A 25,998-nucleotide genomic window follows, 5' to 3' on the forward strand; every position below is an offset into this window, starting at 1 on the left:
ACAAGGTGGCAGGATTCAGGCGCCCAGCAGTTGCGCCAGGTCGGGCGTGTCGGCAGCCGGTGGCGTGAACTCCAGCTGCGTTTCAATGCGCGCCAAATGCTTGAGCATGAGGCGCGCGGCCTCGCGCGCATCGCGCAGGCGGATCGCATCAATCAACGCCCGGTGCTCGCGGCAGCCGCAGGCGGTGGCCTCTTCGCGTTCGCGCGCATGGCTGGGGCTGTAGGTCATGAGGATGAGCGAGGTGCGCGAGACCAGCTCTCGCAGGATGCGGCCTAACGTCTGGTGCCCCGCAGCCTGCGCAATATGCAGGTGAAAGTCGCCCGAGAGACGGATGGCGCGGCGCATGTCACCGCTCGCGCGGGCGGCCTCTTCGTCGTCGATGCAGGTGCGCAGCGCGGCGATGTCGGCATCGGTGGCATTGGCAATGAACAGCTCCACCAGGCGCGGTTCCAGCAGGCGGCGGGCCTCGAACACCTCCAGCGCCTCTTGCGGCGTGGGCTGGGCGATGGATGCGCCCCGGTTGGGTGTGAGCGTGACGACCTGTTCGTTGGCCAGCCGCACCAGCACGGGCCGCACGCGTGTGCGCGACACGCCAAAGGCCGCCGCCAGCTTGTCCTCCACCAGCTTGGTGCCGGGTGGCAGGCGGTGGTCGAGGATGGCCGAGATCATGCGGTCGTACATGTCGTTGTCGCTGAGCTGGCCTGTCGTGTCGGGCTGCACGGGCGGTTCGGTGACCGCAGCGCGCGCGCGCCGGGGCTTGGGGAGGGTGGTTGTCATAAGGGCGCCGTTTTTACCCCGAACGGCCCTTGCGCCTGCGGCCCAAGGCCCACACCAGCGCCAGCGTGATACCCATGACAACGAAGGAGACCACGGTGGTCAGCGTTCCCAGTGCGTAGATGGAGGGAGTGGTCACTGTGCTGGTGAGGCCCTGCAGCTCCAGCGGCAGCGTGTTCACGTCGCCAATGGCCTGCGAGGTGCGGGCGATCTCGTCCCAGCTGAGCGTGAAGCCGAACATGCCAATGCCCACGACCGAGGGAGCGATCAGCGGCAGCACCACATGCGCAAAGCCCTGCCAGGGCGTGGCGCCCAGGTCGCGTGCGGCTTCTTCGTACGCAGGGTTGAAGCGGTTGAACACCGCAAACATGATGAGCAGGCCAAACGGCAGCGTCCAGGTCAGGTGCGCGCCCAGGGCCGAGGTGAACAGGCCCAGCGACGTGCCGTAGCCCTCCAGCGCACTCTCCATGCCCAGCCATTCAAGGGCCGCCTTGATGCCGTTGTCGATGAGCCGGAACTCCAGCCCGATGCCCAGCGACACGATGATGGACGGCATGATGAGGCTGGCCACCACGATGAAGAACAGCGTGTTGCCGCCCGCCAGCCGCTTGCGAAACGCCAGACCGGCCAGCACCGACAGCACCACCGTGCACAGCATCACCGCCACACCCAGACCCAGTGAGCGCCACAGCGCCGCGCCGATGTCCACCACGCCCAGCCCTTCGGCCAGCTTGGAGAACCAGTGCAGCGACACGCCGCGCATGGGGAAGGTCAGCCCGCCCTCGGGGCCCTGGAAGCTCAGGATGAAGATGACGAACATGGGCCCGTACATGAACAGCACGAACAGCGCAAAGAAGATGGCCAGGGGCCAGAAGCTGGCGGGACGAGATTCACGGACTTTCATCTCACAGCTCCTTGCGAATGTCGACGAGGCGCGTGAGGCCCCAGATGATCATCAGCACCACGGCCAGCAGGATCACGGCATTGGCCGCCGCCAGCGGGAACTGCAGGTAGGACGTCTGCACCTGGATGATCTTGCCGATGGAGGCGATCTGCTGGCCGCCCATCACACCGATGGTCACGAAGTCGCCCATGACGATGGTGATGACAAAGATCGAGCCGATGATGATGCCGGTGCGCGACAGCGGGACGATCACGTTCCACAGCGTCTGCCAGCCACTCGCACCGCTGTCGCTGGCGGCCTCGATGAGGCTGCGGTCGATGCGCATCATGCTGTTGAAGATAGGCACGATCATGAACATGGTGTAGAGGTGCACAAAGGCCAGCACCACCGAGAAGTCCGAGAACAGCAGCCACTCCACAGGTGTTTCGATGAGGTTCATGCCCATCAGCGTTTGGTTGACCAGCCCATTGCGTCCCAGCAGCGGCACCCACGAGATCATGCGGATCACATTCGATGTCCAGAACGGAATGGTGCACAGCACGAACAGCAGCGTCTGCATGCCCGAAGAGCGCACATGGAAGGCCAAAAAATAGGCCACGGTGAAGCCGATCACCAGCGTGATCAGCCACACCAGAAAACTGAACTTGAGCGTGGACCAATACGTCTTGAGCGTGACGCACAGCCCGTCGGACACGTCACTGCAGCCGTCAAAGATGGACACGTAGTTCTTGAACGTGAAGCCCGGCAACAGCTCGTACTCGTTGAAGTCCCAGAAGCTGACCATCACGATCAGCGCCAACGGAATCAGGAAAAACAGCGCGAACACCAGCGTGAACGGCGCAGCCTGCCACCAGGCGGCAATGCTGCGGCCGGGGACAGCTGCAGCAGGTAAGGACTGTGTGGTCGTGCTCATGGTGTTTGCAATCAAATATCTAGCGGGCTGTGCTTCGCAGCCGGCTGTTGAAACCGTCGCGGCCCAATGCCAGTGCTCCCGCGCAAGGGCCGCCCCGCCGCGCCGGGAGCGTCCCCCTCCCGACCCGCACAGCGGGTCGAGAGAGGGGTGAGGGCGCGCAGCGCCTCAGGGGGTGCACTCCTTACGCCGCAACGAACTCATTCCACTTCTGCACCATGTAGTTGTTCTCATCCATCAGCGCATTCCAGCAGGCAATACCGCCCATGCGCGACTCATAACTGCCGCCGTCGCGCACCGCGCCAGCCTTGGCCAGCACATCGCCATTGGGGCTCTTGATGTCCTGCGTGGCAGGCTTGCCTTCCATCCAGTAGGCCCACTCGTAGGCTTCCATCTTGGACTTGGCGGTCTCCAGCACAGCGCTGTAGTACCCCTGGCGGTTCAGGTAGGCACCGGCCCAGCCATCGAGGAACCAGTTGATGAACTCGTACGCGCCATCGAGCTTGCGGCCGCTCAGCGTGGCGGGCAGGCCAAACCCTGCAGCCCAGGCGCGATAGCCTTCCTTCAAGGGCTGGAAGTTGCAGGCGATGCCCTTGGTGCGCACGGCCGTCACAGCCGGGCTCCACATCGACTGGATCACCACCTCGCCCGATGCCATGAGATTGACCGACTCGTTGAAGTCCTTCCACAGCGCGCGGAACTGGCCCTGCTTCTTGGCTTCGATCAGGGTCTTGATCGTGAGGTCAATCTCCTTCTTGGTCATGTTGCCCTTGTCGGGGTACTTGTAGATGCCCATGGCCTCGACCACCATGGCGGCGTCCATGATGCCGATCGAAGGAATATTCAGGATCGCGGTCTTGCCCTTGAACTCAGGGTTGAGCAGCTCGGCCCAGGAGTTGATGGGGCGCTTGATCAAATCGGGGCGGATGCCCAGGGTGTCGGCGTTGTACACGGTGGGGATCAGGCTCATGAACTGCGTGGGCGCAGTCGCGAATTTCTTGGACTTCTCACCTTCCAGGTAGATCACTTTCTTGGGCGCGGTGCCCTGGTCGCCCACGGCCTTGCCCGCCACCATGCCGGTGGTGAACAGCGTGGTGATCTTGTCGGCGTTCTTGATCTTCTTGGTATCGATGCCCTTGAGGTTGCCCGTGGGCACGATCTTCTTGAGCGAGAAGTACTCGGTGTCGATCAGGTCAAAGCTGTTGGGCGCGGTGACGGCGCGCTTGGTCACGTCGTCCGTGGTCACGGCCACGTACTGGATCTCGATGCCGGTGTCGGCCTTGAACTTCTCGGCAATCGCCTTGTCCTGGTTCACCGCCGTGCCCAAGTAGCGCAGCACGATCTTTTCCTGCGAATGCACGGCCGGGAACATGCCAGCGGCCAGGATGCCCGCCGTGCCCTTGAGCAGCGAGCGGCGCGCCACACCAGTGGCTTCAGGGACAACAACAGGGGAATCAGCACGGGAAGCATCGGACATGGGAAAACTCCTTGGGTTGCGGAAGGGGACGGGTGAAAAAAGAGGAGGCGTTGCGAGGCGGTCAGGCGGCTACGGCCATTGCGGGAGTGGGCACAGACAGCGGGTGCGCCTGGTCGGGCGTCCAATGCAGTTGCACGCCCTGCCCCACCTGGTAAGGCTGCGCGGCAAACGCGGCCTCGGAAACCATCACCGAGTACGCCGCCGTGGCGTTGGCCGACAAGGCCACGCCCTGCTTTTGCAGGCCCAGCAGCACATAAGTGCCCTGGTACTCCACATCGGTCACCACGGCCTGCATGCGCTGGGCACCCCAGGGCAGCTCGGCACTGGCGGGGGCAATCTGCAGGTGGTCGGTGCGCACGCCCACCTTGCCTTCGGGCGTGTCGATCACGTTGTGCCCACCCATGAAGCGCGCCACGAATTCGCTGGCGGGCCTGTTGTAGACCTCGTGGGGTGAACCCACCTGCTCAATCACGCCGTGGTTCATTACCACCATGGTGTCGGCCAGGGCCATGGCCTCTTCCTGGCTGTGGGTCACGTGGATAAACGTCAGGCCCAGCTCTTTTTGCCAGCGGCGCAGCTCGGCACGCATCTGGATGCGCAGGAAGGGGTCGAGCGCGGACAGCGGCTCGTCGAGCAGCAGCACGCGCGGCTGGGTGATGAGGGCCCGCGCCAGCGCCACACGCTGCTGCTGCCCGCCGGAGAGTTCTGCGGGCTTGCGCTCGGCCAGGTGCCCCAGGGCCACGCGCTCCAGCAGGTCACGCGCCTTGGCCTGGCGCTCGGCCTTGGCTACGCCCTTCATCTTGAGGCTGAAAGCCACGTTGTCCAGCGCAGACAGGTGCGGGAACAGCGCAAAGCTCTGGAACATCATGGCCGTGCCGCGCGCGGCGGCGGGCAGGTCAGTGATGTTGCGGTTCTCCAGCAGGATGTCGCCGCTGGTCACCGACTCGTGCCCTGCGATCATGCGCAGCGTGGTGCTCTTGCCGCAGCCCGAGGGGCCCAGCAGGCAGCAGTAGCTCCCGCTGGCAATGCGAAGGTTGATCGCATCCACCGCCGGCTTGCCCTGGGCGTAGCGTTTGGTGAGGGCGACGATCTCGATGGCGGCCGGAGTCGGCTCGGGGGTGAGGCTTTGCATGAACCTGCCGTACGCAAAGCCTGTGCCAACTTTGTACACAATGTTTTATTTGTTTTGCATACAAAATGCACCACCACTGTGCGCGGCCACACCTGCACCAAAGCGCTTGTGCACCACAGTCGGCCCAGACGCAGCTCGTTGTGGTGCACACGGTGCACTGCGGGATTTAGTAAATCACCCTACGTCCGCACGCAGGTGCGTGGCTATACTGGCCTCGGCATCAAGAAACAATTTCTTACGTACAGCCCTTCCGCGCTCGCCGCATGAACCTCGACCCACGCTCGATGATTGCCATGGCGGGCTTCATGTCCGCCATCATGGCCATCGTGCTGCTGTTCATGCGGCGCTACTACCCGCCCTCCATCCGCGGCGTGGGCGCCTGGGCCGCAGCGCCGCTGCTGTGGCTGGTGTCCACCGTGCTGTTCGGCGCACGCGGGCTCATCCCAGACTGGCTCAGCCTGGTGCTCGCCAACCAACTGCTGGTGCTGGGCACCGTCACCTACTACATGGGCACGCGCAGCTTCATGGGGCAGCCAACCGTCTGGCGGCCCTGGAACTGGCTGATGGTGGGCACCACCCTGGTGTTCATCGTGCTCACTTACTGGGCGCCCAACTACGCACTGCGGGTGGGCTTTTTCACGGTGGTCATGGAGGTGATCTACATCGCACAGATGCGCTTCATGCTGCGCCACGGAGGGCGCAACTTCCCCGTGCGGCTGGTGGAGGTGGTGCTGGCCCTGCACATGGCGGTACTGGCCGTGCGGCTGATCTCGATCGTGACCGGGAATGCCGGTGCCGACCTGATGGAGCCTTCGCTGTTCCAGACGCTGTACATCGGGGCCTATGTGATCACTGTGCTCATGCTGTCCATCGGCGCGGTGCTCATGGCCACCGACCGCCTGCGTACCGAGCTGGAACACCTGGCCACCCACGACTCCCTTACCAACACACTGAACCGCCGAGCGCTGCTGCAGCGCTGCGATGAAGAGCTGGAGCGCGCACAGCGCTACGGCAACGGGCCGTCCATCATGATGGTGGACCTGGACAACTTCAAGGCCGTGAACGACACCCGAGGCCACCAGCATGGCGATGCGGTGCTGGTGCATTTTGCAGAATGCACCCGCCAGGTGCTGCGCCGCGCGGATCGGCTGGGGCGGTACGGCGGCGAGGAGTTTCTGGTGCTGCTACCCGACGCAGACACTGCCGCCGCCCAGGGCGTGGCCCAGCGCATCCACGCCACGCTGTCCGCCGGCCATCCCCTGGACTGCGAGGTCAGCATCGGGCTCACCAGCTGGACCGGCCCCCACGAAACGCTGGATGCCATGCTGTCACGTGCCGATGCGGCGCTGTACCGCGCCAAGAACGAGGGGCGCAACCGGACCTGCGTCGCTTGATACGACGCAGGGAAGTCCACTGGGTCAGGCCGTCTGCGTGGCCACACCGGCCGATTCAAAGCTCGCCATTTCTGCCAGCACCGCGCAGGACGACTGCAACAGCGGCCACGCCAACGCAGCGCCCGAACCCTCGCCCAGGCGCAGGCCCAGGTCCAGCAGCGGTTCGGCCTGCATTTGCGCCAGCATGAGGCTGTGGCCGCGCTCGCCCGAGCGGTGCGCAAACACGCAGCGCTGCAGCACCGCAGGCTGCAGACGGCTGGCTACCAGCACGGCAGCACTGGTGATAAAGCCATCCACCACAATCACTCGCCGCTCCAGGGCTGCCTGCAACACAGCGCCCACCAGCGTGGCCACCTCATAGCCGCCCAGCGCGGCCAATGCGGCCAGCGGCGTGGTGGCCTCGGCATTCGCGTCCAGCGCCTGCTGCAGCACGGCGCGTTTGCGCTCGATGCCTGCAGCATCCAGGCCCGTGCCCGCGCCCGTGACGTCCGCCAGGGGCAGGCCCGCCAGGCGCGCCAGCAGCAGCGATGCCACCGAGGTGTTGGCAATGCCCATCTCGCCGAGCAGCAGCGCATTGCCGGGCAAAGTGCGCACCACCTCTATACCGTTGGTGATCGCTTGAGCGCATTGCTCCGCAGTCATGGCTGGGCCGACCGACGCGTCGGCCGTGCCGGGCGCCACCTTGCGCAGCAGCAACTGGGGCGCGCCCGGGGCGGCATCGCGCGGCGCGATGGGCTTGGCCACGCCGCAGTCCACCACGGTGAGGGCCAGGCCGTGTTGGCGAGCCAGCACGCTCACGGCAGCGCCACCGGCCAGAAAGTTCTCCACCATCTGCCAAGTCACGTCACTGGGGAAGGCCGACACCCCCTTGGCCGCCAGGCCATGGTCGCCCGCGCACACCAGCATTTGCGGCTGCAGCAGCGCGGGGGCCTCGGTGCCCAGCACCTGGCCGATGCGCAGGGCCAGCGACTCCAGCCGACCCAGTGAACCGAGTGGTTTGGTCTTGTTGTCGAGCAGGTGCTGCAGGCGGGCGGTCAACGGAGCGTCGGAAATATCGGCGATGGCGGGGACGGTGAACTGGGCCAGGGAGTGCATGGTGTGTAAGACAACAGAATGAAAAAGGAAACAGGAAGCGCTGAAGGCCGTGGGCAACAGCACTCAGGCGGTGGCCGGATCTGGGGCGATCAACGCCCGCAGCGCACCGGGGGCAAAGCTGGCGTCCGCCATGCGGGCCAGCCCTTCAAACACCGCATCGAGCGTGGGCACGGGCGCCGCACCCACACGGCCAAACAGGGCCTGCAGCGCAGCAGGGTCTTCCAGCAAGCCATGCAGGTACACGCCCAGCACGTTGCCCGCCGGGTTCTGCCAGGCGATGCCGGGGATAACCTCGCGCGCCACATCGCCCTTGGCAGCCATGGCCGGGTGCTGGGCGGTTTGTCCGTGGTGGATTTCGTAGCCTGTGGCGGACACACCCGCCAGCGCGGCCCAGGCACCCCACACCGCGCCAAACTGCGCCTGGGTGCGTTGCACGGTCTTGGCAACCTCGAAGGTGGTGACCAGCGGCAGCAGGCCCAGGCCCGGCGCATTGCCGTCGATACCCGCTGTGTCAATCAGCGCCTCACCCAGCATCTGCAGCCCGCCACATACGCCGAGCACCATGCCGCCCTGCCCCGCGTGATGGGCAACGGCCTGGTCCAGGCCTTGCGCGCGCAGCCAGGCCAGGTCGGAGGCGGTGGACTTGGAGCCGGGCAGCACCACCCAATCGGAGGGCTTCAGCCCCCCCAGGTCAGCCGGGCTGCGCGCCCAGAGCAGGCGCACGCCGGGCACATTCTTGAGCGGCTGGAACTCGTCCAGGTTGCTGATGCGCGGGTAGGCGATGACGGCCACGGTGGTGTGCACGGTGCCTGCGGACAAGGTGCGGTCGTCAAACACGCCGTCCTCTTCGGGCAGGCCGTGGCGCCATTGCATGGGGATGGTGGCCACGGTGGGCACACCGGTCATGTCTTGCAGCATCTGCGGCGCAGGCGCCAGCAGGCTGGCGTCGCCGCGAAACTTGTTGAGCACAAAGCCATGGATCAGCGCGCGCTCGTCCTCGGGCAGCAGTGCCCAGGTGCCGTACAGATGGGCAAACGCGCCGCCCCGGTCGATGTCCGTCACCAGCAGGCAGCGCGCATCGGCATGGCGGGCCACGCGCATGTTCACGATGTCGCTCGCGTGCAGATTGATCTCGGCGGGCGAGCCCGCCCCTTCGATCACGACCACATCGTTTTCAGCGCGCAGTGCATCCAGCGCAGCAGCGATCTGCGGCCACACCCTTTCGCTGCGGCCGCGCCAGGGCATGGCGGTCAACTCTGCGCTCACCTGGCCCATCAGCACGACCTGGCTGTGCGTGTCGGCCTCGGGCTTGAGCAGCAACGGGTTCATGCGCACCTCGGGTTCGGTGCGGGCTGCGAGGGCCTGGAAATACTGGGCACTGCCGATTTCACCCATCACACCCGCAGGGCCGGGTACCACACGCGCGTTGTTGCTCATGTTCTGCGCCTTGAACGGCGCGACCTTGAGGCCCAGGTTGCTGTAGTAACGGCACAGCGCCGTGGTGAGCCAGCTTTTACCCGCGCCGCTGGTAGTGCCCAGCACCATCACGCAACGGGCCAATTGGGGAGCAGAGTTTTCAGTCAAGGCAATGGGCGGACCATGCGGTCCATGATGTGTTCGAGTGCTGCCGCCGCATCGGTGCAGCGGCCGGTGTGCACGGGCGAGGTCTGGATGATGGCGCTGCGTTTGGCGGTGAGCCAGTGAAAGCGCTGGCGGTACGGCAGGCGCGCAATCGGCCCACAGCCTTCGTCTCCCGCGCAGATAGCGACGATGGCGGCCAGGTGGCGGCGTACGGTGTCGATGTCGGCGTGCGGGTCCATGGCCAGCAGGCGCGCTTCATCGAGCGCGATGGCAGCCTGCAGAAAGCCGGTGCGCTGGCACGACAGGATCACGCCCGCGTTGATGAACTCCTCGCGCTCCACGCGCGGCACCACGCGCACGATGGCGTAGTCGTACACCTCAGGCGCGTGCATCGACGGCCTCCTTCAGCGCATTCACCCAGGTGGCACGCCCGGCCAGGCGGGCGCAGAAGTAGTCCACATAGGCCTGGCGGTGGGTAGCGGCAGCGGTCAGCAGGCCTTCTTCGTGGTTGGCACCGGCCAGTACCAAAAACTCGTCGGGCACCTCGGCCAAGATGCCGGCCACCACCTCGGGTGTGAGGCGCGCGGCCAGCTCGGCATCCACCTGCGCGAGCAGCGTGGCCCGGGCCAGCAGCACATGGTCGGCAATGGGCGCAAAGGGTTTGGCGGGCAGGGCCACCGTGCCGTTCCACGCATGGTGAAAGGTCAACGCCGCACCGTGGTCGATGAGCCAGGGCTGGCGGTGCCACATCAGCAGATTGGTGTTGCGCGCGGTGCGGTCCACATTGCCCACCAAGGCATCGAACCACACGAGGCGCGAGGCAAAATCATCCGACACCACATCCACCGCCGGGTCGAAATTGAGCGCGCCCGACAGGTAATCCAGCCCCACGTTCAGGCCACCGCTGGCACGCACCAGGTCCTGGATCTCCGGGTCCGGCTCGGTCTGCGCCAGGGCGGGGTCGAGCTGGGCCAGAACGATCTCGGGCACGGGCAGGCCCAGCGCACGGGCGATGCCACCCGCAATCATTTCAGCCAGCAGGGCGCGCACGCCCTGCCCTGCGCCACGGAACTTGAGCACGTAGGTGCCCAGGTCGTCGCCCTCGACGATGGCAGGCATGGAGCCACCTTCACGCAGCGGCGTGACGTAGCGATTGACAGTGATGGTTCTCACAAGGTCTCCCTCGATCCGATGGAATGCGGGATGGTACGGCCCGGCAGCGCCTGCCATGCGGCCTGCAGCGCATCTTGTGCCGCGGGCGCCAGCACCCCCAGGCGCACGGTGCCGGGGAGGCCGAACGACGTCGCATCCCGCAGCTTGATGCCGCTGGCTCGCAGCGCGGCCAGATCGCTTTGCAACGTGTTGGTGGCGGGCTGCGCGCAGAAATAGTTGGCCAGGCTGCCTGCGTGCAAGGCCCAGCCCAGGTCGATACACAGAGCCTGCTGGCGAGCCTTCCAGTCGCGCAGGGTGCGCAGGCTGTGCACCAGCCATTGCTGCACGGTGGCCTGCGTCCACGCCTGCAGCAGTGCCACGCCGTGGGCACCCACGGGCCAGGAAGACGCCAGGGCCGTCAGTCCCAGCGCCTGCTCTTTACAGTCTGGCGGCGCAATCGCATAGGCGGCACGTACACCCGTCAGCCCCAGGGCCTTGTTGGGGGTCCAGAGCTGCCAGCAGGCCGATGGCAGGTACGGCTGCGGTGCGCCGGTCCATGCGCCCTCGGGGTCCAACCTCAGGGGGACATACGCGCAGTCGAGCACACGCCAGGCAGCAGCATCGCCCGGCCGCCAAGCGCCCAGCGCGGGATCTTCCAGCCCCAAAGGGCTCGACGGCTCGCACGCCCATTGCAAACCCGCCGCGGCACCGCCGCCCCGCAGCACCTCCAGCCCGCGCACCTGCGCGGCCTGGGCGTAGTCCCCATAGCTGTGCGGCGGCACCGCTACTTGCACTGCGCCCTGCTGTGCGGCCAGCGCGGTGATGCGGTGGATGAACTCGCTGGCACTCGCAGCCAGCACGATGCGCCCCGGCACCACGCCATGGAAGGCGCCGAGGGCCTCGCGCAGGGCCGTGTAGGCCGGGTCGGGGTAGCGCGTGGCATCGGCCGACTGGAGGGCGTGCAGCGCCTCCGGGCAGGGCCCGCAGGCGTTGCTGTTGGTCGAAAAATCAAACACCGGGATGCCCGCAGCGTCCGGCCCACCATGCAATTGCACAGGCAAGCAAAAAGGACCTGGGAATGTCATGCATGCACCCAGGCAAAGGCAACCAGGACCAGCAGCTGAAGGGAGGCCGCCACCGGCACCATCGCCAGCACCACCTGAGTGCCCAGGCGCGCGGCACGACGCGTATCGAGTGGCCCAGCCCGGTGGCCCTTGCTGTGCAGCGTGTACACACCCGGCTTGGCCAGGCGCACGTTCAACGCCAGTGCCATGGCCGCCATGGGCCAGCCGCTGTTGGGGGATGGCGTCTTGCGCGCCTGGCGGGCCAGAGTGGAAAAAGGCAGGCCCTTGGCGACCACCGCCAACAACAAGGCGGTGATGCGTGCAGGCACCCACGACAGCACGTCGTCCGCCCGCGCCGCCCACTTGCCCGCCCATTGCCAGTACCGCCCGCCGCGCATGCCCGGGTAACCCCACATGGCATCGGCCGTATTGGCAAAGCGGTACAGCGCAGCGCCCGGCAGGCCCAGCAGCGCAAACCAGAACAACGGCGCCACCACGGAGTCGTTGAGGTTCTCGGCCAGCGACTCGATGGCCGATTCGCGCACCTGCATGGCAGTGAGCGCGCTTACATCCCGGCTCACCAGCCGGGCCAGCTGCGCACGCCCGGCGGGCAGCGATTGGCCTAGCGCCACCTCCACCGCCAGCACTTCATCGTGCAGCATGCGCCAGGCCAGCAGGGGCTTGAGCAGCAGTGCCAGCAACGCCGCCGCCACAAAACCGTGCAGCATCAGCACCAGCTTCTGCGCCGCCCAACCGAGTATAAAAACAATAGCAGCCAGCGCGCACCAGACAAGCGCTGCGCGCCAGAATAGCTTGAAATCTCGGGCCACTGGCATCCGGGGCGCCAGGCGCTCACCCCACCACTGCAGCGCCCGCCCCATCCCGACCACCGGATGCCAGGCAGCGGGCGGCTCGCCCAGCCACCAGTCCACCGCCAGCGCCAGCAGCGGCACGCCGATCCACACAGCCACCATGGGCCAGCCCCCGGCGGGTGTGAGCAACAAAAGCCAGTGGTCGGACACGGCGGCCTCACTAATCTTCGATGCCGCGCTGCGCGGGAATGCCCGCCTTGAACGCGTGCTTGATCAGCTGCATCTCGGTCACGGTGTCGGCCAGCTCAATGATCTCGGGCGGGCAGCGACGGCCGGTGAGGCACACGTGCACGTCCTTGGGGCGATCGCGCAGGGTCTGCAACACGCCGTCGAGCGGCAGCCAGCCGTAGATCAGCGGGTAGGTGATCTCGTCCAGCACCACCAAAAAATGCTCGCCCGACAGGATGGCGGCGCGCGCCTTTTCCCAGCCGTCGCGCGCGAGCTGGGCCGAGTGCTCCAGGTCCTTGCTCTTCCAGCTGAAGCCGTCGCCCAGCCCCTCGATGGGCAGGCCGATCTGCTCGAACATGCGGTGCTCGCCAAAACGCGCGGTGGGCACCTTCATGAACTGGAAGATCTTCACGGCCTTGCCCCGGCCATGGGCGCGCAGCGCCAGGCCAAAGGCGGCCGTGCTTTTGCCCTTGCCGTCGCCGGTGTTGACGATGATGAGGCCCCGGCGTTCGCCCTCGGGCTTTTCGTAGCGTTTTTCGGTCGGCGGGGTTTCGATCTGCATGGTGTCGATTCTTTCAGAGAGGCCAGGCATCACACGCCGGCCGGTTGCAACGGGGAAGACAACGAGGACGGACGGCGCGCCTGCCACGCGGCGCCCGCCATCGCCACCAGGGCCATGACCAGCAGGGCCACGATGCCCGCCATGCGCTCCACGGGGCTGGGCTCGGTGGCGCTGTCAGAAGGGGCTGGCTCGGGCTGCCGCTCCAGCAACACGCCCATGGTAGGCACGGCGGGCGCGGAGGGTGGTGCTTCTGCCTGGGCGGGCGGCGCGGGCAGGTCAGCGGCGGCGGGCGCAGGCTGTGGCGCTGCCAGGGCTGGCGACTGCGGCGCGGCAATGGCCATGCCAGCAGGCGGGGTCAGCTCTACGGACTCACCACGAGCAGCTCGCTCCACCCAGCGGCGCACGCTGGGCAGCTCGGCCGCCAGCGGCGCGGCACGCGTCACCTCCTGGTACATCTGCGCCAGTTGTTTTTGCGTGTCGGCATCGGCCTGCCAGTAGCCCTGGCGCTGCGCCTGCACCAGGCGCTCCAGCGACTGGGCATAGGCCTGCGGGTGTTCCTTGAGCCACTCGGGCAGGCCCAGCTGGTGCTTGTCGCGCACCAGCACGTCATAAAAGCTTTGCCAATGGTCGCTGCGCACCGTGTCGGGCGCGACGGCCTGCCAGCCCCAGGCGAACTGCACGGCCTTGAGCACCTGCAGCGTGCCCGAATAGCCCTCGGCCTTCTGCGCCTGGAGCCAGCCCGGGTGCAGGTAGCGCGACTGCATCTCCAGCGCAATGGCGCGCTGTGCAGTTTCGGTGGTGGGCTCGCTTACATCCTGCAGCTGGGCCACATGCAACTCCAGCCCCTGCGGGCGCCCGGCCACGCGGGCGGCCGCCGACAGACCGCCCAGGTACTGGAACGGGTCGTCCGAGCTGACCATGGCATACAGATGCGAGCTGCGCGACAGGATGGCGGCATCGGTGCGGCGCAGGTGGGCACCCAATGCCTGGGCCGCCACACCGCCCGCCACGCCGGTCACGGGCTCGCCCTCCAGATATGGCTGGCTCATGCGTTCGAGGAACATCTGGCCCAGGCGCGCATCGTTGGTTTGCAAGCCGTCGCTTTGCACCGCGTCCGACAGGCCGGTGCCATAGTCGCCCACCGCATTGCCGAACGAGCGCACGCGCGCCAGTTGCTCGGCCTGCGCGCGGGGCACGCCCTGCTTGCGCAGCTCCTGGCCGATCTGCGCGGTGTTGCGCGCGATCACATTGCCGGGCTCGGCCGTGGCGGCCTGGGCCACCGCACGGTCCAGCAAGCCCATCAGCGCGGGGAACTGGTCGCGGTAGGAGCCGGTGATGCTCATGAGCACATCGACGCGCGGGCGCTTGAGCTCATCGGCGGCAATGGTCTCCACGCGCACCGGGCGGCCCGAGTCGTCCCACACCGGGCGCATGCCCAGCGCCACGAGCGCCTGCGCTTCCATGATGCCCTGGTGGCGCAGCGTTTCGCCCGCCCACAGCGACAGCGCCATGCGCTCTGGCGCCCGGCCGTTGTGGCGCACCTGGTAGTCCTTGAACCAGTCGTTGAACAAGGTCTGCGCCACGGCATAGGCCTGGCGCGTGGGCAGGCGGCTTGGGTCGAGCCCTGTGAGGTTGCGGCCTGTGGGCAGGCTCTCGGGGTTGCGGATGGGGTCGCCGCCGTACGCAGCGGTGAGAAACCGGCCCTCCAGCCCCGCGAGCAGGCCGGGCATTTCGCCTTCGGTGGCAAAGAGGCGCTCCAGCTCCTGCGCGCGCTGGGCCAGCTGCAGCAGCGCGGGCGTGTCGATGGGCTTGCGCGCGGCGCGGTTGGGCACATGGTCTTCGGCGCGCACCAAGCCGTCCTGTGCTGGCGGCGCGTCAGGCAGCACGGGGCGCAGGTCCAGCACGCTGGCAGCCTGCGCATCGGTCAGCGCCACTTCCAGCCAGCGCGCGGGGCGTGCAGCCAGCACCGCGTCGTGCTTGATCAGGAAGGCTTCGTCGATGTCTTCGCCCAGCGCCTCGATCAGCGGCTTGCGCAGCGCCTGCAGGATGGTCTCGCGCCGCTGCTCGGGCGCGGGCACGCGGCCGAACACGGCCAGGCCCTTGGGCTGCGAGCTTTGCGCGAGCTGGTCCAGGTAGGGGTGCAGGATTTCAAGAAAGCCGTGGAAGTCGGCCGCGATGCGCTCGGCGCTCCAGCCCAGGTCGCGGTGCAGCTGGTGCTCTACAAACTGCGCCACCAGCTGCTTTTCGAGCGCGCGGCGCGTGGGGCCTTCGTCCACGGTTTCCCATTCGTGCATCACCTCGTGCATGTGGGCCATGCGCGCCTCGAAACCTGCCGGGGCGAACACGGGCGTGCGGTGGCTCACCAGCACGGCGCGGCCCCGGCGCTTGGCAGTGAGGGCCTCGCCCAGGTTGTCCACGATGTAGGGATAGACCACGGGCAGGTCACCGAGCGGCAGCAGCGCGTCGTCGTGCACATCGAGCGCACGCGCCTTGCCACCGGCCCATTCCTGCGTACCGTGGGTGCCGAAGTGGATGAGCGCGTCGGCCTCCAGCTGCGCCCACAGGTACACCGCCAGGTAATGGTGCGACAGCGGCGCCTTGCTCTTGTGCATGAACGGGTTCTGGCCCAGGCGCAGTGTTTCCTCGCGCGGGGGTTGGGGCAATACCGAGAGCTTGCCCACCTGCAGGCGCGGGATGGCGAACACCTTTTCGCCCTGCCACTCGACCACGTAGCGGCTCTTTGCGGGAGTGCCCCAGTGCGCATTCATGCGCTCGCGCACGGCCTTCGGCAGCGTGGCCAGGTGCTGCTCATAACGCGCCAGTGGCAGCGCGGCGGCCTGTCCGTTTTGCAGCAGCGCGCGCACATCAGCACCGGGGTAATAGGCGGCCAGCAGCGGCTTGAGCCCATCGATCCAGCCCTGCTCGGGCACCTGCTGCGTGCGGTAGCCTGCCTGGGCCAGACCGCCCGACACCTGCTCCAGGCTGCGCGGCACGTTGAGGAACGAGGCGCCAAAGTTGGTGCCGCCCGGGGGGTAGTTGTAGACCATGGCCACCAGGCGCTTGTCGGCGGCGGGTTTGGTCTGCAGTGCGATCAGCCGCCGCGCCTTCGCGGCCACAGCCTGGGCCTGGCGCTCGATGAGGCGAAAGTCCCGGCCCTCAGCGCCGTGGGCGGCGACCAGGACCGGATCGATGGCACCCGCCGCCTCGGGCTGCGCCAGGTAGAACGGCACATCGGACAGCGACAGCCCCGTGTCGCTGGCCTCCCACGCGGCGGCATCGCCTGCGCGGTACGGCTGCGTGCCCAGCAAGGGTGCGCCCCAGCGGGCCAGCAGCGGCTGCAGCGCAGCGGCCTGGGGCACGAGCTGGTGCAGCACCAGGGCCGAGGCATGCAAGCGGCCCGGGCCGGTGCCGCTCTCAGGGGGCAGCTCCAGCACCTCGGCCAGGGTCTGCGCCGTGACCTGCTGGCCAAAGGCCGCATAAGCGAACAGACCCTGCTGGCGGAAGGTGCGCAGCCAGGCATCGAGCCACTCGGTACTGCCATCCACAAAATGGTGGCGGTGCACCAGCACGGCCACGGCAGGCAGACTGCGCAGCGTGGGCTGGCCCTCGCGCCAGGCCCCCAGCGCGGCGGCGTTGGGCAGCAGGCGGGGCGCGTCGGGGTGGTAGAGCCCCCGGGCGGGCAGGATGTCGGGCGCGGGCAAGGCGGGCATGGCGGCCCCTGCCACGGTGGCACGCGCCAGGGCGATGGCGTTCTTCAGGTTGCGCGGGCCACCGGCCTGCAGGTAGGCCACCATGCGGGCGGGCGCATCGAGCGCGGTCAAGTCGGCGGCTGGGCTGCCAGCGGGCACCCAGACCACGCGGCCCGGGGCGCGTGCGGCGCGGGCATCGAGCTGCGCGCCGACCATGCGGCGCAAGCGCGCCTCCACGCTGGCATGCGGTGCATCCACCCAGACCATGGCGGCGCCTGCCAGTGCGCGCTCCAGCTTCTGGGCCTGGGCCGCGTCCAGTACCGCCGGGCCGGCCAGCGGGAAATCGATGTGCACAAAGCCCAGGCCCGCCTCGCCAGCCAGGCGTTGCACCATGGCCGTGCGTGGGGCGGTGGTGATGTCGGAGGTGAGCCACAGCAGCACGGGCGCAGACTGCGCGGCCTGCACCAGCGGCGCAGCCAGCAGCAGGCACCACAGTGCCGCACGCAAGATCAGTGTCTTCATGGCTTGGCGGGTGCCGGCGTGGCGGCTCCACCCGCGCCACCGGCCGAAGCGCTGGCAGGAGCAGCGCCCGTTTCAGGGATGTAGACGATATTGCCGTCTTCCAGCTTGTAGGCCACGCCCGCGCGCACGCCCTGCCCTTGCGCTGCGCTGCCAGCGCCCTTGAAGCGCACTTCCTTGCCCTGCTCGCGCACCACCACTTCCATGTCGGGCTGGCCGGGGTTGCGGATGATGGTGACGCTTTCATTGGCACTGGTCTGGGTCTGCACGGCCACGGCCGTGAGCAGCGCCACCACCAGCACCAGGAACACATCCACCAGGTTCACGGCCGACAGCATCGGATCGTCGTCGTCCTCGGCCAGGACGTTCAAGTGGCGCAAGCTCATTGCGCCACCCCGCGCTCCTTGCGCACCACCAGCAGCTCGGCCAGCAGCCAGCGGCGGCGCACCGAGTACACCACCAGGCCCACCGACGCGGCGGCCAGCGCCAACACCACGCCCGCAAAGGCGCCGCTGAAAACGGCCAGCGCCTGCTGGCCGTTGCCCGCCGCCACGCTCTGCAGCGCGGGGCCGAGTGGGATCATCGTGGCGATCAGCCCCAGCATGGGCGACAGGCGGCTGAGCAGGCGCACGGGCTCCACCTGGCGCACCAGTTGCAGCTCCAGCTCTTCCATCGACAAACCCGGAGCCACGCGCAGCGAACGGTACTGCGGCTGGCGCCAGCGCTGCCACGCCTCCATGAGCGTGGCGCCGCCCGACCACAACGCGTAGACAAACGCCAGCCCCACCAGCACCAGCACCGGCCAGAGCAACGACTGCGCAACCTGCGAAAAACTCGATTCGATGTTCATGCTTCCACTCCCTCAATCCATGTGTTGTTTCATTGGCTGTGCTTGCGCTGCATCGATGGCAGCGCCATCCACATGCCATCCAGATGCCGCACGTGGATGCGGTGGTCAAACACGCTCTCCAGCGCAGCGTGCGTGGCGGGTGCATCGCAGGCGCCCTGGTGCAGCACGCGGCCCTGTGCCATCACCACCATGTCGTCGGACTGCAGTGCCAGCGACACCTCGTGCAGCACGCTGACCACCGTGCCCCCCGCATCGACCAGTGCACGCATGGTGTGCAGCCAGTCGGTCTGGTGCGGCGGGTCGAGGTTGGCCAGGGGCTCGTCCATCAGCAGCACCTGCGCCTGCACCGCCAGAGCGCGGGCCAGCAGCACGCGCTGGCGTTCGCCGCCCGACAGCTGCGACAGCGGGCGGTGGCGCCAGTCCCAGGCCTGCGTGGTGCGCAGCGCCTGCTCCACCGCTGCGTGGTCGGCCGCACCCGGCGGTGCCAGCCAGGCCTGGTGCGGCAGCCGGCCGAGCATGGCCACGTCATAACTGGTCAAGTCGTCGGCCGAGCCTTCGTTCTGCCCCAGCCAGGCGAGCTGGCGGGCGCGTTCGCGTGCAGGAATCTGTACCAGCGGGCGGCCCAGCAGCAACACGTCGCCCTGCACCGCCACACGTGGCAGCAGGCCCGCCAGCACCTTGAGCAGGGTGGACTTGCCCGCGCCGTTGGGGCCGACGATGCTCGTCCAGCGCCCGGCGGGCAATTGCAGGTCAATGCCCTGCAATATTGAGCGATTCCCGATGCTGGCGCTTATTCCATTTGCACTGATAGCTATTGATTTCATAGCGCACCTCCTTGCGAGGTGCGCCGGTGCATGAGCCACAGCAGATAGGTGCCGCCCAGGGCCGCCGTGAGGACGCCCACGGGCAGCTCCTGCGGCGCCAGCAGCCAGCGCGCCAGGATGTCGGCCGCCATCAGCAGCACCGCGCCCATCAGGCTGGAGAGCACGATGTGCCGTTCGTGTGTCACGCGCACGATGGAACGCACCAAGTGCGGGGCGGCCAGCCCCACAAAGGCGATGAGCCCCGTCTGCGCCACCGCCGTGCCCGTGGCCAGCGCCATGGCAGCCACCAGCCCCACACGCATGGGCATGAGTGGCAGGCCCAGGCTGGCGGCCGTGGCCTCGCCCAGCGTGAGGCCGTCCAGCGCACGTGCCAGCATCCAGGCAACCACCGAGCACAGCGTCCAGGCCACGGCCATGAGCAAGCAGGCCGCCCAGCCCACAAAAGCCGTGCTGCCCAGCGTGAAGGCCTGCATGGCCTGCAGGATGTCGGGCGAGGCCAGTTCCACCAGGTCACGCAGCGCGCCCAACACCACGCCCACAATCACCCCCGCCAGCAACAAGCGCAGCGTGTGCTGCACGCCCTTGGCGAGCAGCAGCGTGAGTACCACCGCCCCCGCCGCGCCCAAAAATGCCATGCCCGTGATACCGATGCGGGCCATCCACTGCGCCGCCACCGGCGACACCCCGAAGAGCGCCATGGCGACAGCCCCGCCCAGCGCTGCGCCCGAGGCGCTGCCCAGCAGGTACGGGTCGGCCAGCGGGTTGCGAAACAAACCCTGCGCCACCGCGCCCGACAGGCCCAGCAGCGCCCCCGCCAGCCACGCACCCGCCGTGCGCGGCAGGCGGATGTCCCACACGATCTGCCATGCCACAGGGTCGCCGTGCATGCGCAGCACGCTGTCAAAGCCCGTGCTGCCCACGCTGGCGCCACACACGGCCAGCAGCACGCTGGCCAGCAGCAGCCACGCGGTGCACCAGGCCGCACGGCGGATGGCAGAGCCTGTTGGCAGATCGACGTGGACGCTGCTCATGAAGCCTTGTCCGCAATGCAGCGAGCCATGATGCGCGCTGCCTCGGCCATGCGCGGCCCGGGGCGCACCACCACATCAGAGTCGCCGGGGCCGAACACACAGAGCCGGTTCTCGCGGATGGCTCGCATGGTGGCCCAGCCGGGGTAAGGCACCATGGCCTGCATGCTGCGGTTGCCGATCATGATGATGTCGGGGTTGGCGCGCACCACGAACTCGGGGTTCAGGCGCGGAAACGGCCCCAGCGACGCCGGCACCACGTTGCGCACGCCCAGCCGGGTGAGCGATTCGCCAATGAACGAGGCCTCGCCTGCCGCATAAGGCCCACGGCTCACTTCAAAATACACGCGTGCGTTCTTTGCCTTGGGCGGCAGCGATTGCGCCGCTGCCAACACACCTGCGTCGATCACGCGCCAGAGGCGGTCGGAGCCCTGCGCACGGGGTACGCCCAGCAGGTCGCTCACGGTGCCCAGCACACGGCGCACGTCGGCATGCGTCTTGGGCTCCAGCTGCACCACGGTGAGGCCCAGCGCCTCCAACCGGTCGCTGGCACGCGAGCTGACGGACATGAGCACCAGGTCCGGCTTGAGCGCTACGATGGCCTCTATGCTCGGGTCCAGCCCGCCGCCCACCTTGGGCAGCTTGGCAATCACGGCCTCCGGCCAGTTGGAATAGCGATCCACCCCCACGAGCCGGTGGCATTGCTCCAGCTCGCACACACTTTCGGTCAACGAGGGCAGCAGGCTCACGATGCGCTGCGGCGGACGGGGCAGCGAGACCTCGCGGCCCTTGTCGTCCTTGATGTGCACGGGCTGTGCACGCGCCAGGCCAGCCATGAGCAGGCCCAGCGCAATCACGATTGCGATCACCCAAAGGATGCGGCGCACGGGGGTGGGTTTCATCAGCGAGGTTCTTTCAAGGTAAGCGGCAGGCCAGCCGCCATGAGCGTCACGCGGGGGCACACCTGCGCCACCTGCTGGTTGAGCGTGCCGAGTGCATCCACAAAAGCGCGCACCTCGCGCCCCATCGGGATAACCCCCAGGCCAATTTCGTTGCCCACCAGAACAACGGGGCCAGGGGATTTCCGAACCGCTATCAAAAACATAGCTGCTTGCGCTTTCCAATCAAGCGCTAGAGCTTGTTTTTGTTCAAAACTCATAGCTTCCACACCCACGGGCATGGTCCAGCGGGTGAGCCACAGCGTGAGGCAGTCCACCACCAGCAGGGTTTGTGGGGTGCTGTGCAACGCCACGGCAGCGGCCACGTCGTGCGGCTCTTCCACGGTTTGCAGGCCAGGCACCCGTTCGGCGCGGTCACGTTGGTGGCGGGCGATGCGCTCGCGCATTTCGTCGTCCCAGGCCTGGCCCGTGGCGATCAGCACGGCGCAGTGGTCGCTGGATTGCGCCAGCCAGTCGCGCGCCAGCAGCTCGGCGCGGCGGGACTTGCCGCTTTTCTGGCCGCCCAGAATCAGTTCGGTGGTGATGGTCATACCGATGCGCCCCCCAGCAGGTGGGCCACGGCTTCGGGGCTGGACGGAAACCATGCGTGGAAATAGCTCGCGTGGATGCTGCCCTGCTGGTACAGCGCCTCGCCCGCATCCCGCGCAACCGCCTCGTTCGGGCGCGCCGTGCGGGCCACCACGGGGGCGCTGCTGTCGCTGGTCGAATAGTGGAAGGTGTGGCCGCGCAACGTGTGTCCTGCCACGGTCAGTTGCTGCGGCCCCAGCGCTGCCAGGCGCTTTTGCATGGTGACGTGACCGAGCAGCAGGCCCCACAAAGTGGCCGTGCTGCCATCGGCCAGGGTGATGGATTCAAACAGCGCCATCATGCCGCCGCACTCGGCCCACAGCGGTTTACCTGCGGCCACATGGGCGCGCAGGCTGGCTTGCATCCCGGTGTTGGCCGCGATCTTCGCGGTGTGCAGCTCGGGGTAACCGCCGGGCAGCCACACCGCGTCGCAATCGGGCAGCACCGCATCGTGCAAAGGCGAGAAGAACACCACGCGCGCGCCCATCTGCTCCAAGCATTGCACGTTGGCAGCGTAGATGAAGCAGAACGCCGCATCACGCCCCACGGCCACCGTACGGCCTGCGAGCAAAGCAGGCACGGCAACCGTGGATGCAGGCGCCGGAAAGTCCACGGCCCAGCGCTGCAGGTCCTCCAGCGTCATCTGGCCCAGGGGTGTAGCGGCCAGGGCATCGGCCGCTGCGTCCAGCCGCTGCAGGCTGTCGTCCAGCTCGTGCGCGGCCACCAGGCCCAGGTGGCGTTCGGGCAGCAGCGCCGCACCGGCCTTGGCGGCTAAAGGCGCATTGCCTGGCTCCACCCGCATCAGCGCGCCCATCCAGTCGTCGGCATCTTGCAAGCCGTCACGCAACATGTCGGCATGGCGCGCGCTGCCTACGCGGTTGGCCAGCACCCCCGCCCAGGGCAGGCCCGGCCGGTAGTGGCGCAGGCCATAGGCCAGCGCGCCAAACGTGCCCGCCATGGCCGAGGCATCGACCACCGCCAGCACCGGCACACCAAAGTGCCGGGCCAGGTCGGCCGCGCTGGGGCTGCCGTCAAACAGGCCCATCACGCCTTCGATAAGGATCAGGTCCGACTCGACGGCGGCGTCGCGCAGTCGCTGCGCGCAGTCGGCCTCACCGTTCATCCACAAATCGAGCTGGTGCACCGGCGCCCCGCTGGCCAGCAGGTGCCAGTGCGGGTCCAGAAAATCCGGCCCGCACTTGAAAACCCGCACGCGCCGCCCCTGGCGTGTGTGCAGGCGCGCCAGGGCGGCGGTGACGGTGGTCTTGCCCTGTCCCGAGGCCGGGGCTGCAATCAGCAGCGCGGGACAGCGTGTCACACCCCACCCCCAGTGCGGTACTCACCCAGCGGCCGACGAAACTGGCGCGCCCCAAGCCAGTGCCACCGTGGAACTGGCTCCGCCAGGCCACGGGTGGCGTCCCCCCTCCGGGGGGAAGGCGCGCAGCGACTCAGGGGGGGCTTCATTGAGGTGCCCACTTCACACCGACGTAGACCGTGCGGCCTGCGGTGGCATAGGTGCGGGCCAGCTGGTAGTCCTTGTCGGCCAGGTTGTCGATGCGGGCCAGCAGCGTGTAGTCGCGCGCAATGCGGGTACTGGCGTACAGGTTGACCAGCGTGTAGCCACCCAGCACATTGGTGTTGGCCACGGTGTCGAAGCGGCGGCCGGATGCCTGCACTTCGGCGCCCACGGTCCACCCCGCCAGGCGGGTGTCGGCGCCGAAGGTGGCGTGCTGCTTGGCACGGCGCGCCAGCTGCTTGCCGGTGTCCAGGTCACGCGGGCGCTGCAGGTCGATGGAGCCGTGCAGCTGCACATCGCCCAGGCGGTGCGATCCCGCAAACGTCACGCCCTTGTATTCGGCCCGGGCCGTGTTGGCGTAGCAGCCAAAGTCCGACAGGCAGGTGCCGGGGCCAGAGAACGAAATCAGGTTGCTCACACGGTTGCGAAACAGCGTGGCCGAGAACGTGCTGTTGCCCTGGGCGTAGCGCAGCGCCACTTCGGCATTGCGGCTGCTTTCGGGGCGCAGCGTGGCCACGCCGTATTCGCTGAAGCGGTGGTACAGCGTAGGCGCGCGGAAGGCCGTGCCCACCGATGCCGTAGCGCGCCACTGCGGTGTGATGGCGTAGCCGTAGGCCACGCTGCCGGTGCTCTTGCCGCCAAACTCGCTGTCGGAATCGTGGCGCAGGTTGAGCTGCACGGTGTGGCCTGCAGCGTTGTAGCCGTAGCCCAGGGCCAGCGCGTCCTGCGAGCGTTTGGCATCGATGGGGGCGTTTTCGAGGCGGTCTTCACGGCGCTCCAACGCGGCCGTGACCAGGTGCGCGCCCTGGCGCCATTCGTTCTGGAAGTAGTAGCCACGCAGGCGCGTGTCGCTCAGGTAGGGCGAGGGGCGGGTTTCGTATTCATCGCGCGAGTCGGTGATGGACAGGCGCGTCTTGTAGGCGCTGCTCCACTGGGCAATCCAGTTGAGGCCCAGGGCGTGCATGGTGTGCAAGTTGCGGTCGTCCTTGCCCAGCCCGCTGTCGTAGCCACTGTTGGAGTCATTGACCATGAGCGTTCCCTCCAGCCGGTGCGCCGCATCGACCTGCAGGCCCACTCGGGCATGGCCTGCCGTGGTGCGGTAGCCGTCGCGGTCAGGGTTCTGGGTGGCCACCGTGCGGGCGTTGAAGCCCTTGCTGTCATCGCGCGCAAAGCCCAGCGCGTAGTCCACGGTGCCGCTGGCCCCGCTGATTCCGGCCTCCACCTTGGTGGTGTTGTGGTTGCCAATGCCCACGCCCACATACGGCGCCGTGCCGTTCTCGCCGCGCTTGGTGAAAATCTGCACCACGCCGCCCATGGCATCCGATCCGTATACGGCGCCTGCGGGGCCGCGCAGCACTTCGATGCGATCGATGAGGCCGAGCGGAATGCTCTCCCACGGCGCCCCCCCGGTGGACTGCGAATCGATGCGCACCCCGTCGATGTACACCGCTGTGAAACGCGATTCAGCACCGCGCAGGAATACACCCGTGGTGGCACCCGGGCCGCCATTGCGCGAGAACTCCACACCCGGCAGACGGGCCAGCAGGTCGGCCAGGCCAGTGGCGCCGCTGCTTTCGATGGTTTCGCGGTCCACGATGGAGATGTCGGCCACCAGGTCGGACAGCGGCTGCGGCGTGCGCGTGGCGGCCACCACGGTTTCGGCGAGCGAGGGCGCGCGCAGGTTCTGGGCCAGCAGTTCGCCGGTTGCCGGGGCACTCTGGGCCAGCGCACTGCAGGCGCTGCCCACCGCCAGGGTCAACAGGGCCACACGGTGGGCAGGCAGGCGCAGCAGCGCCACAGGGCGCGCACGAAGGGTACGGATTTTCATGGGGATCATCGTCAACAAACAACCCGGGCCGGCCTCCCGCCAGCATGTGGGTGATACAGCCGCGCAGCTCCAAAAAGGGCGCACGCAGCCACCGTGTTGGCCGGTATCCGGGCTGGCGGAACACCCCCCCAATGCCTTCCCATGCGCTTGTTCAAGGCGCTCAGTGGCGTATGGATGGAGAGAGAGTCGAAAGACTCGTCCGCTGACCGTTGCGGGGGCAGCGCAGGCTGGGCGTGTACCGGTGGTACTGCGCCTCCCTGCTTCCCGTTGAACTGCGGCATGTGAACCACACCGCGAGCACCAACCGCGCGATTTTACGGCTGTTTACAGCCTGCAACCCTACAATCGGGGGCTGTATGGCAACACCGTCCCCCACTGACCAGATCGCCGAGCGCGTCGACCGCCTGCTGCTGCGCCACGCAGAACTGCAACGCACCAACGCGCTGCTGACCGATCAGGTGGCCGCGCTGACGCAAGAACGGGACTCCCTCAAATCCCGCCTCAGTGCCGCCCGCGCCCGCGTGGATGCACTGCTGGAGCGCCTGCCCGCCGCAGCCCCTGCCGCTGTCACCAAGGAAGCCGAATGAAGCAAATCGAGGTGCAGATCCTGCAGCAAAGCTACCTGCTGACCTGCCCCGAGGGCCACGAAAGCCGCCTGCTGGATGCTGTGGAGCGTGTCGATACCGCGATGATCCGCATCCGCGATGCGGGCAAGGTCCGCGCCCGCGAACGCATTGCGGTGCTGGCGGCCTTGAACCTGGCTTTCGAAATCGCCGACCGCGAGGCTGCCGACCTGGCAGCAGGTGCCGCCGCCAAAACGGCCAGCCCCACCATCGCAACCGCTGCCAGCACGGGTACGCAGGAAACCCTCCTACCCGACGAAGACCAGCAGCGCCTTCATGCCCTGATGCAGCGCCTGGATCAGGCATTGGGCGACGACGGCCGCCTTCTTTGACAGCCCCCCAGCACAGCGCCAAGCCTGCCGGATTGCCCCCGATCTGCACCCCTCAAAGCTTACGGGCTTTACATGGCCCCAGACACTCAACCCGTGCAGGCAGCGCCTACAATGGCGGTGTCTGCGAAGCCGCCGGGCTTTATATTTCCTTGAACCAATGCTCAACGAGCTCGGGCTT

The 25,998-nt window shown here is 67.6% G+C and carries 24 protein-coding genes and 1 riboswitch; of the genes, 3 read left to right on the forward strand and 21 right to left on the reverse strand.

Annotated elements, in window-relative coordinates; all coding sequences use genetic code 11:
* Positions 1–15 precede the first annotated feature (15 nt).
* The 5 genes from AC2YJX_RS14495 to AC2YJX_RS14515 all read right to left on the reverse strand — a co-directional run bounded on the left by AC2YJX_RS14495 (position 16) and on the right by AC2YJX_RS14515 (position 5,197).
* The gene (locus AC2YJX_RS14495; RefSeq protein ID WP_121506904.1) at positions 16–777 is read right to left on the reverse strand and encodes a GntR family transcriptional regulator; all 762 of its coding nucleotides are present in this window, start codon (positions 775–777) and stop codon (positions 16–18) included.
* A 13-nt stretch (positions 778–790) separates the two neighbouring features.
* Entirely contained in the window at positions 791–1,678 is an 888-nt protein-coding gene (locus AC2YJX_RS14500; RefSeq protein ID WP_228894622.1) for an ABC transporter permease, read from the reverse strand.
* A 1-nt stretch (position 1,679) separates the two neighbouring features.
* Entirely contained in the window at positions 1,680–2,591 is a 912-nt protein-coding gene (locus AC2YJX_RS14505) for an ABC transporter permease (RefSeq protein ID WP_487256417.1), read from the reverse strand.
* 181 nt (positions 2,592–2,772) lie between these two features.
* Complete coding sequence (locus tag AC2YJX_RS14510) at positions 2,773–4,065, reverse strand: ABC transporter substrate-binding protein (protein WP_487256418.1); 1,293 nt, start codon at positions 4,063–4,065, stop codon at positions 2,773–2,775.
* A 61-nt stretch (positions 4,066–4,126) separates the two neighbouring features.
* A complete protein-coding gene (locus tag AC2YJX_RS14515) occupies positions 4,127–5,197 on the reverse strand; it encodes an ABC transporter ATP-binding protein (protein WP_142145115.1) in 1,071 nt (356 codons plus the stop codon).
* A 284-nt stretch (positions 5,198–5,481) separates the two neighbouring features.
* Between AC2YJX_RS14515 and AC2YJX_RS14520 the strand changes: the two genes are divergently transcribed.
* A complete protein-coding gene (locus AC2YJX_RS14520; protein ID WP_487256717.1) occupies positions 5,482–6,591 on the forward strand; it encodes a GGDEF domain-containing protein in 1,110 nt (369 codons plus the stop codon).
* A gap of 24 nt (positions 6,592–6,615) precedes the next feature.
* On the opposite strand, the gene cobT is transcribed toward AC2YJX_RS14520, so the two are convergent.
* From cobT to AC2YJX_RS14600, 16 genes are all read right to left on the reverse strand, one after another.
* Positions 6,616–7,686 (reverse strand): nicotinate-nucleotide--dimethylbenzimidazole phosphoribosyltransferase, encoded by a 1,071-nt coding sequence (gene cobT, locus AC2YJX_RS14525; RefSeq protein ID WP_487256419.1) that lies wholly within the window; start codon positions 7,684–7,686, stop codon positions 6,616–6,618.
* Positions 7,687–7,749: 63 nt separating this feature from the next.
* Positions 7,750–9,231 carry a cobyric acid synthase gene (locus AC2YJX_RS14530; protein WP_487256718.1) on the reverse strand — a complete coding sequence of 494 codons (1,482 nt, stop codon included), beginning with the start codon at positions 9,229–9,231 and terminating at the stop codon, positions 7,750–7,752.
* A 35-nt stretch (positions 9,232–9,266) separates the two neighbouring features.
* Positions 9,267–9,659 carry a DUF3037 domain-containing protein gene (locus tag AC2YJX_RS14535; protein ID WP_055395250.1) on the reverse strand — a complete coding sequence of 131 codons (393 nt, stop codon included), beginning with the start codon at positions 9,657–9,659 and terminating at the stop codon, positions 9,267–9,269.
* A complete protein-coding gene (locus AC2YJX_RS14540; protein WP_487256420.1) occupies positions 9,646–10,440 on the reverse strand; it encodes a HipA family kinase in 795 nt (264 codons plus the stop codon). Before AC2YJX_RS14540 ends, AC2YJX_RS14535 begins: the two co-directional genes overlap by 14 nt.
* Positions 10,437–11,435, reverse strand: coding sequence for an aminotransferase class I/II-fold pyridoxal phosphate-dependent enzyme (locus tag AC2YJX_RS14545; protein ID WP_487256719.1), 999 nt, complete (start codon positions 11,433–11,435; stop codon positions 10,437–10,439). The genes AC2YJX_RS14540 and AC2YJX_RS14545 overlap by 4 nt, the downstream gene beginning before the upstream one ends.
* Positions 11,436–11,500: 65 nt before the next feature.
* Entirely contained in the window at positions 11,501–12,457 is a 957-nt protein-coding gene (gene cbiB / locus AC2YJX_RS14550) for an adenosylcobinamide-phosphate synthase CbiB (RefSeq protein ID WP_487256720.1), read from the reverse strand.
* Between the two features lie 58 nt (positions 12,458–12,515).
* Positions 12,516–13,085 (reverse strand): cob(I)yrinic acid a,c-diamide adenosyltransferase, encoded by a 570-nt coding sequence (cobO, locus tag AC2YJX_RS14555; protein WP_121508745.1) that lies wholly within the window; start codon positions 13,083–13,085, stop codon positions 12,516–12,518.
* A gap of 29 nt (positions 13,086–13,114) precedes the next feature.
* Positions 13,115–17,296: a cobaltochelatase subunit CobN gene (gene cobN / locus AC2YJX_RS14560; RefSeq protein WP_487256421.1), complete on the reverse strand. Its 4,182-nt coding sequence runs from the start codon at positions 17,294–17,296 to the stop codon at positions 13,115–13,117.
* Complete coding sequence (locus AC2YJX_RS14565) at positions 17,293–17,679, reverse strand: DUF2149 domain-containing protein (RefSeq protein WP_056064344.1); 387 nt, start codon at positions 17,677–17,679, stop codon at positions 17,293–17,295. Before AC2YJX_RS14565 ends, cobN begins: the two co-directional genes overlap by 4 nt.
* On the reverse strand, positions 17,676–18,143 hold the full coding sequence (locus AC2YJX_RS14570; RefSeq protein ID WP_487256422.1) for a hypothetical protein: 468 nt from the start codon (positions 18,141–18,143) through the stop codon (positions 17,676–17,678). The genes AC2YJX_RS14565 and AC2YJX_RS14570 overlap by 4 nt, the downstream gene beginning before the upstream one ends.
* Before the next feature lie 29 nt (positions 18,144–18,172).
* Positions 18,173–18,967: an ABC transporter ATP-binding protein gene (locus AC2YJX_RS14575; protein WP_116747428.1), complete on the reverse strand. Its 795-nt coding sequence runs from the start codon at positions 18,965–18,967 to the stop codon at positions 18,173–18,175.
* The gene (locus tag AC2YJX_RS14580; RefSeq protein ID WP_487256423.1) at positions 18,964–19,998 is read right to left on the reverse strand and encodes a FecCD family ABC transporter permease; all 1,035 of its coding nucleotides are present in this window, start codon (positions 19,996–19,998) and stop codon (positions 18,964–18,966) included. The genes AC2YJX_RS14575 and AC2YJX_RS14580 overlap by 4 nt, the downstream gene beginning before the upstream one ends.
* On the reverse strand, positions 19,995–20,897 hold the full coding sequence (locus tag AC2YJX_RS14585; RefSeq protein WP_487256424.1) for an ABC transporter substrate-binding protein: 903 nt from the start codon (positions 20,895–20,897) through the stop codon (positions 19,995–19,997). Before AC2YJX_RS14585 ends, AC2YJX_RS14580 begins: the two co-directional genes overlap by 4 nt.
* Positions 20,897–21,484, reverse strand: coding sequence for a bifunctional adenosylcobinamide kinase/adenosylcobinamide-phosphate guanylyltransferase (locus tag AC2YJX_RS14590; protein WP_487256425.1), 588 nt, complete (start codon positions 21,482–21,484; stop codon positions 20,897–20,899). The genes AC2YJX_RS14585 and AC2YJX_RS14590 overlap by 1 nt, the downstream gene beginning before the upstream one ends.
* Positions 21,481–22,839 carry a cobyrinic acid a,c-diamide synthase CobB gene (locus AC2YJX_RS14595; RefSeq protein ID WP_487256426.1) on the reverse strand — a complete coding sequence of 453 codons (1,359 nt, stop codon included), beginning with the start codon at positions 22,837–22,839 and terminating at the stop codon, positions 21,481–21,483. Before AC2YJX_RS14595 ends, AC2YJX_RS14590 begins: the two co-directional genes overlap by 4 nt.
* A 142-nt stretch (positions 22,840–22,981) precedes the next feature.
* Positions 22,982–24,865, reverse strand: coding sequence for a TonB-dependent receptor domain-containing protein (locus AC2YJX_RS14600; protein WP_142145092.1), 1,884 nt, complete (start codon positions 24,863–24,865; stop codon positions 22,982–22,984).
* Between the two features lie 81 nt (positions 24,866–24,946).
* Positions 24,947–25,185: riboswitch (cobalamin riboswitch) on the reverse strand.
* 36 nt (positions 25,186–25,221) lie between these two features.
* Here AC2YJX_RS14600 and AC2YJX_RS14605 point away from each other — a divergent pair.
* Both AC2YJX_RS14605 and AC2YJX_RS14610 read left to right on the forward strand, forming a co-directional pair.
* Complete coding sequence (locus AC2YJX_RS14605) at positions 25,222–25,452, forward strand: hypothetical protein (RefSeq protein WP_055395219.1); 231 nt, start codon at positions 25,222–25,224, stop codon at positions 25,450–25,452.
* Positions 25,449–25,820 carry a cell division protein ZapA gene (locus tag AC2YJX_RS14610; protein ID WP_487256427.1) on the forward strand — a complete coding sequence of 124 codons (372 nt, stop codon included), beginning with the start codon at positions 25,449–25,451 and terminating at the stop codon, positions 25,818–25,820. The genes AC2YJX_RS14605 and AC2YJX_RS14610 overlap by 4 nt, the downstream gene beginning before the upstream one ends.
* The last annotated feature ends 178 nt before the right edge of the window (positions 25,821–25,998 follow it).

Source organism: Acidovorax sp. SRI_002 (assembly GCF_057586455.1).

Coding starts and splice junctions, on each gene's coding strand:
- AC2YJX_RS14575 (WP_116747428.1), bottom strand. CDS start 18,967: ATGAAATCAATAGCTATCAGTGCAAATGGAATAAGCGCCAGCATCGGG.
- cbiB (WP_487256720.1), bottom strand. CDS start 12,457: ATGGTGGCTGTGTGGATCGGCGTGCCGCTGCTGGCGCTGGCGGTGGAC.
- AC2YJX_RS14505 (WP_487256417.1), bottom strand. CDS start 2,591: ATGAGCACGACCACACAGTCCTTACCTGCTGCAGCTGTCCCCGGCCGC.
- AC2YJX_RS14500 (WP_228894622.1), bottom strand. CDS start 1,678: ATGAAAGTCCGTGAATCTCGTCCCGCCAGCTTCTGGCCCCTGGCCATC.
- AC2YJX_RS14535 (WP_055395250.1), bottom strand. CDS start 9,659: ATGCACGCGCCTGAGGTGTACGACTACGCCATCGTGCGCGTGGTGCCG.
- AC2YJX_RS14585 (WP_487256424.1), bottom strand. CDS start 20,897: ATGAAACCCACCCCCGTGCGCCGCATCCTTTGGGTGATCGCAATCGTG.
- cobN (WP_487256421.1), bottom strand. CDS start 17,296: ATGAAGACACTGATCTTGCGTGCGGCACTGTGGTGCCTGCTGCTGGCT.
- AC2YJX_RS14565 (WP_056064344.1), bottom strand. CDS start 17,679: ATGAGCTTGCGCCACTTGAACGTCCTGGCCGAGGACGACGACGATCCG.
- AC2YJX_RS14580 (WP_487256423.1), bottom strand. CDS start 19,998: ATGAGCAGCGTCCACGTCGATCTGCCAACAGGCTCTGCCATCCGCCGT.
- AC2YJX_RS14510 (WP_487256418.1), bottom strand. CDS start 4,065: ATGTCCGATGCTTCCCGTGCTGATTCCCCTGTTGTTGTCCCTGAAGCC.
- AC2YJX_RS14610 (WP_487256427.1), top strand. CDS start 25,449: ATGAAGCAAATCGAGGTGCAGATCCTGCAGCAAAGCTACCTGCTGACC.
- AC2YJX_RS14600 (WP_142145092.1), bottom strand. CDS start 24,865: ATGAAAATCCGTACCCTTCGTGCGCGCCCTGTGGCGCTGCTGCGCCTG.
- AC2YJX_RS14590 (WP_487256425.1), bottom strand. CDS start 21,484: ATGACCATCACCACCGAACTGATTCTGGGCGGCCAGAAAAGCGGCAAG.
- AC2YJX_RS14495 (WP_121506904.1), bottom strand. CDS start 777: ATGACAACCACCCTCCCCAAGCCCCGGCGCGCGCGCGCTGCGGTCACC.
- AC2YJX_RS14515 (WP_142145115.1), bottom strand. CDS start 5,197: ATGCAAAGCCTCACCCCCGAGCCGACTCCGGCCGCCATCGAGATCGTC.
- cobO (WP_121508745.1), bottom strand. CDS start 13,085: ATGCAGATCGAAACCCCGCCGACCGAAAAACGCTACGAAAAGCCCGAG.
- cobT (WP_487256419.1), bottom strand. CDS start 7,686: ATGCACTCCCTGGCCCAGTTCACCGTCCCCGCCATCGCCGATATTTCC.
- AC2YJX_RS14570 (WP_487256422.1), bottom strand. CDS start 18,143: ATGAACATCGAATCGAGTTTTTCGCAGGTTGCGCAGTCGTTGCTCTGG.
- AC2YJX_RS14605 (WP_055395219.1), top strand. CDS start 25,222: ATGGCAACACCGTCCCCCACTGACCAGATCGCCGAGCGCGTCGACCGC.
- AC2YJX_RS14530 (WP_487256718.1), bottom strand. CDS start 9,231: ATGGTGCTGGGCACTACCAGCGGCGCGGGTAAAAGCTGGCTCACCACG.
- AC2YJX_RS14520 (WP_487256717.1), top strand. CDS start 5,482: ATGATTGCCATGGCGGGCTTCATGTCCGCCATCATGGCCATCGTGCTG.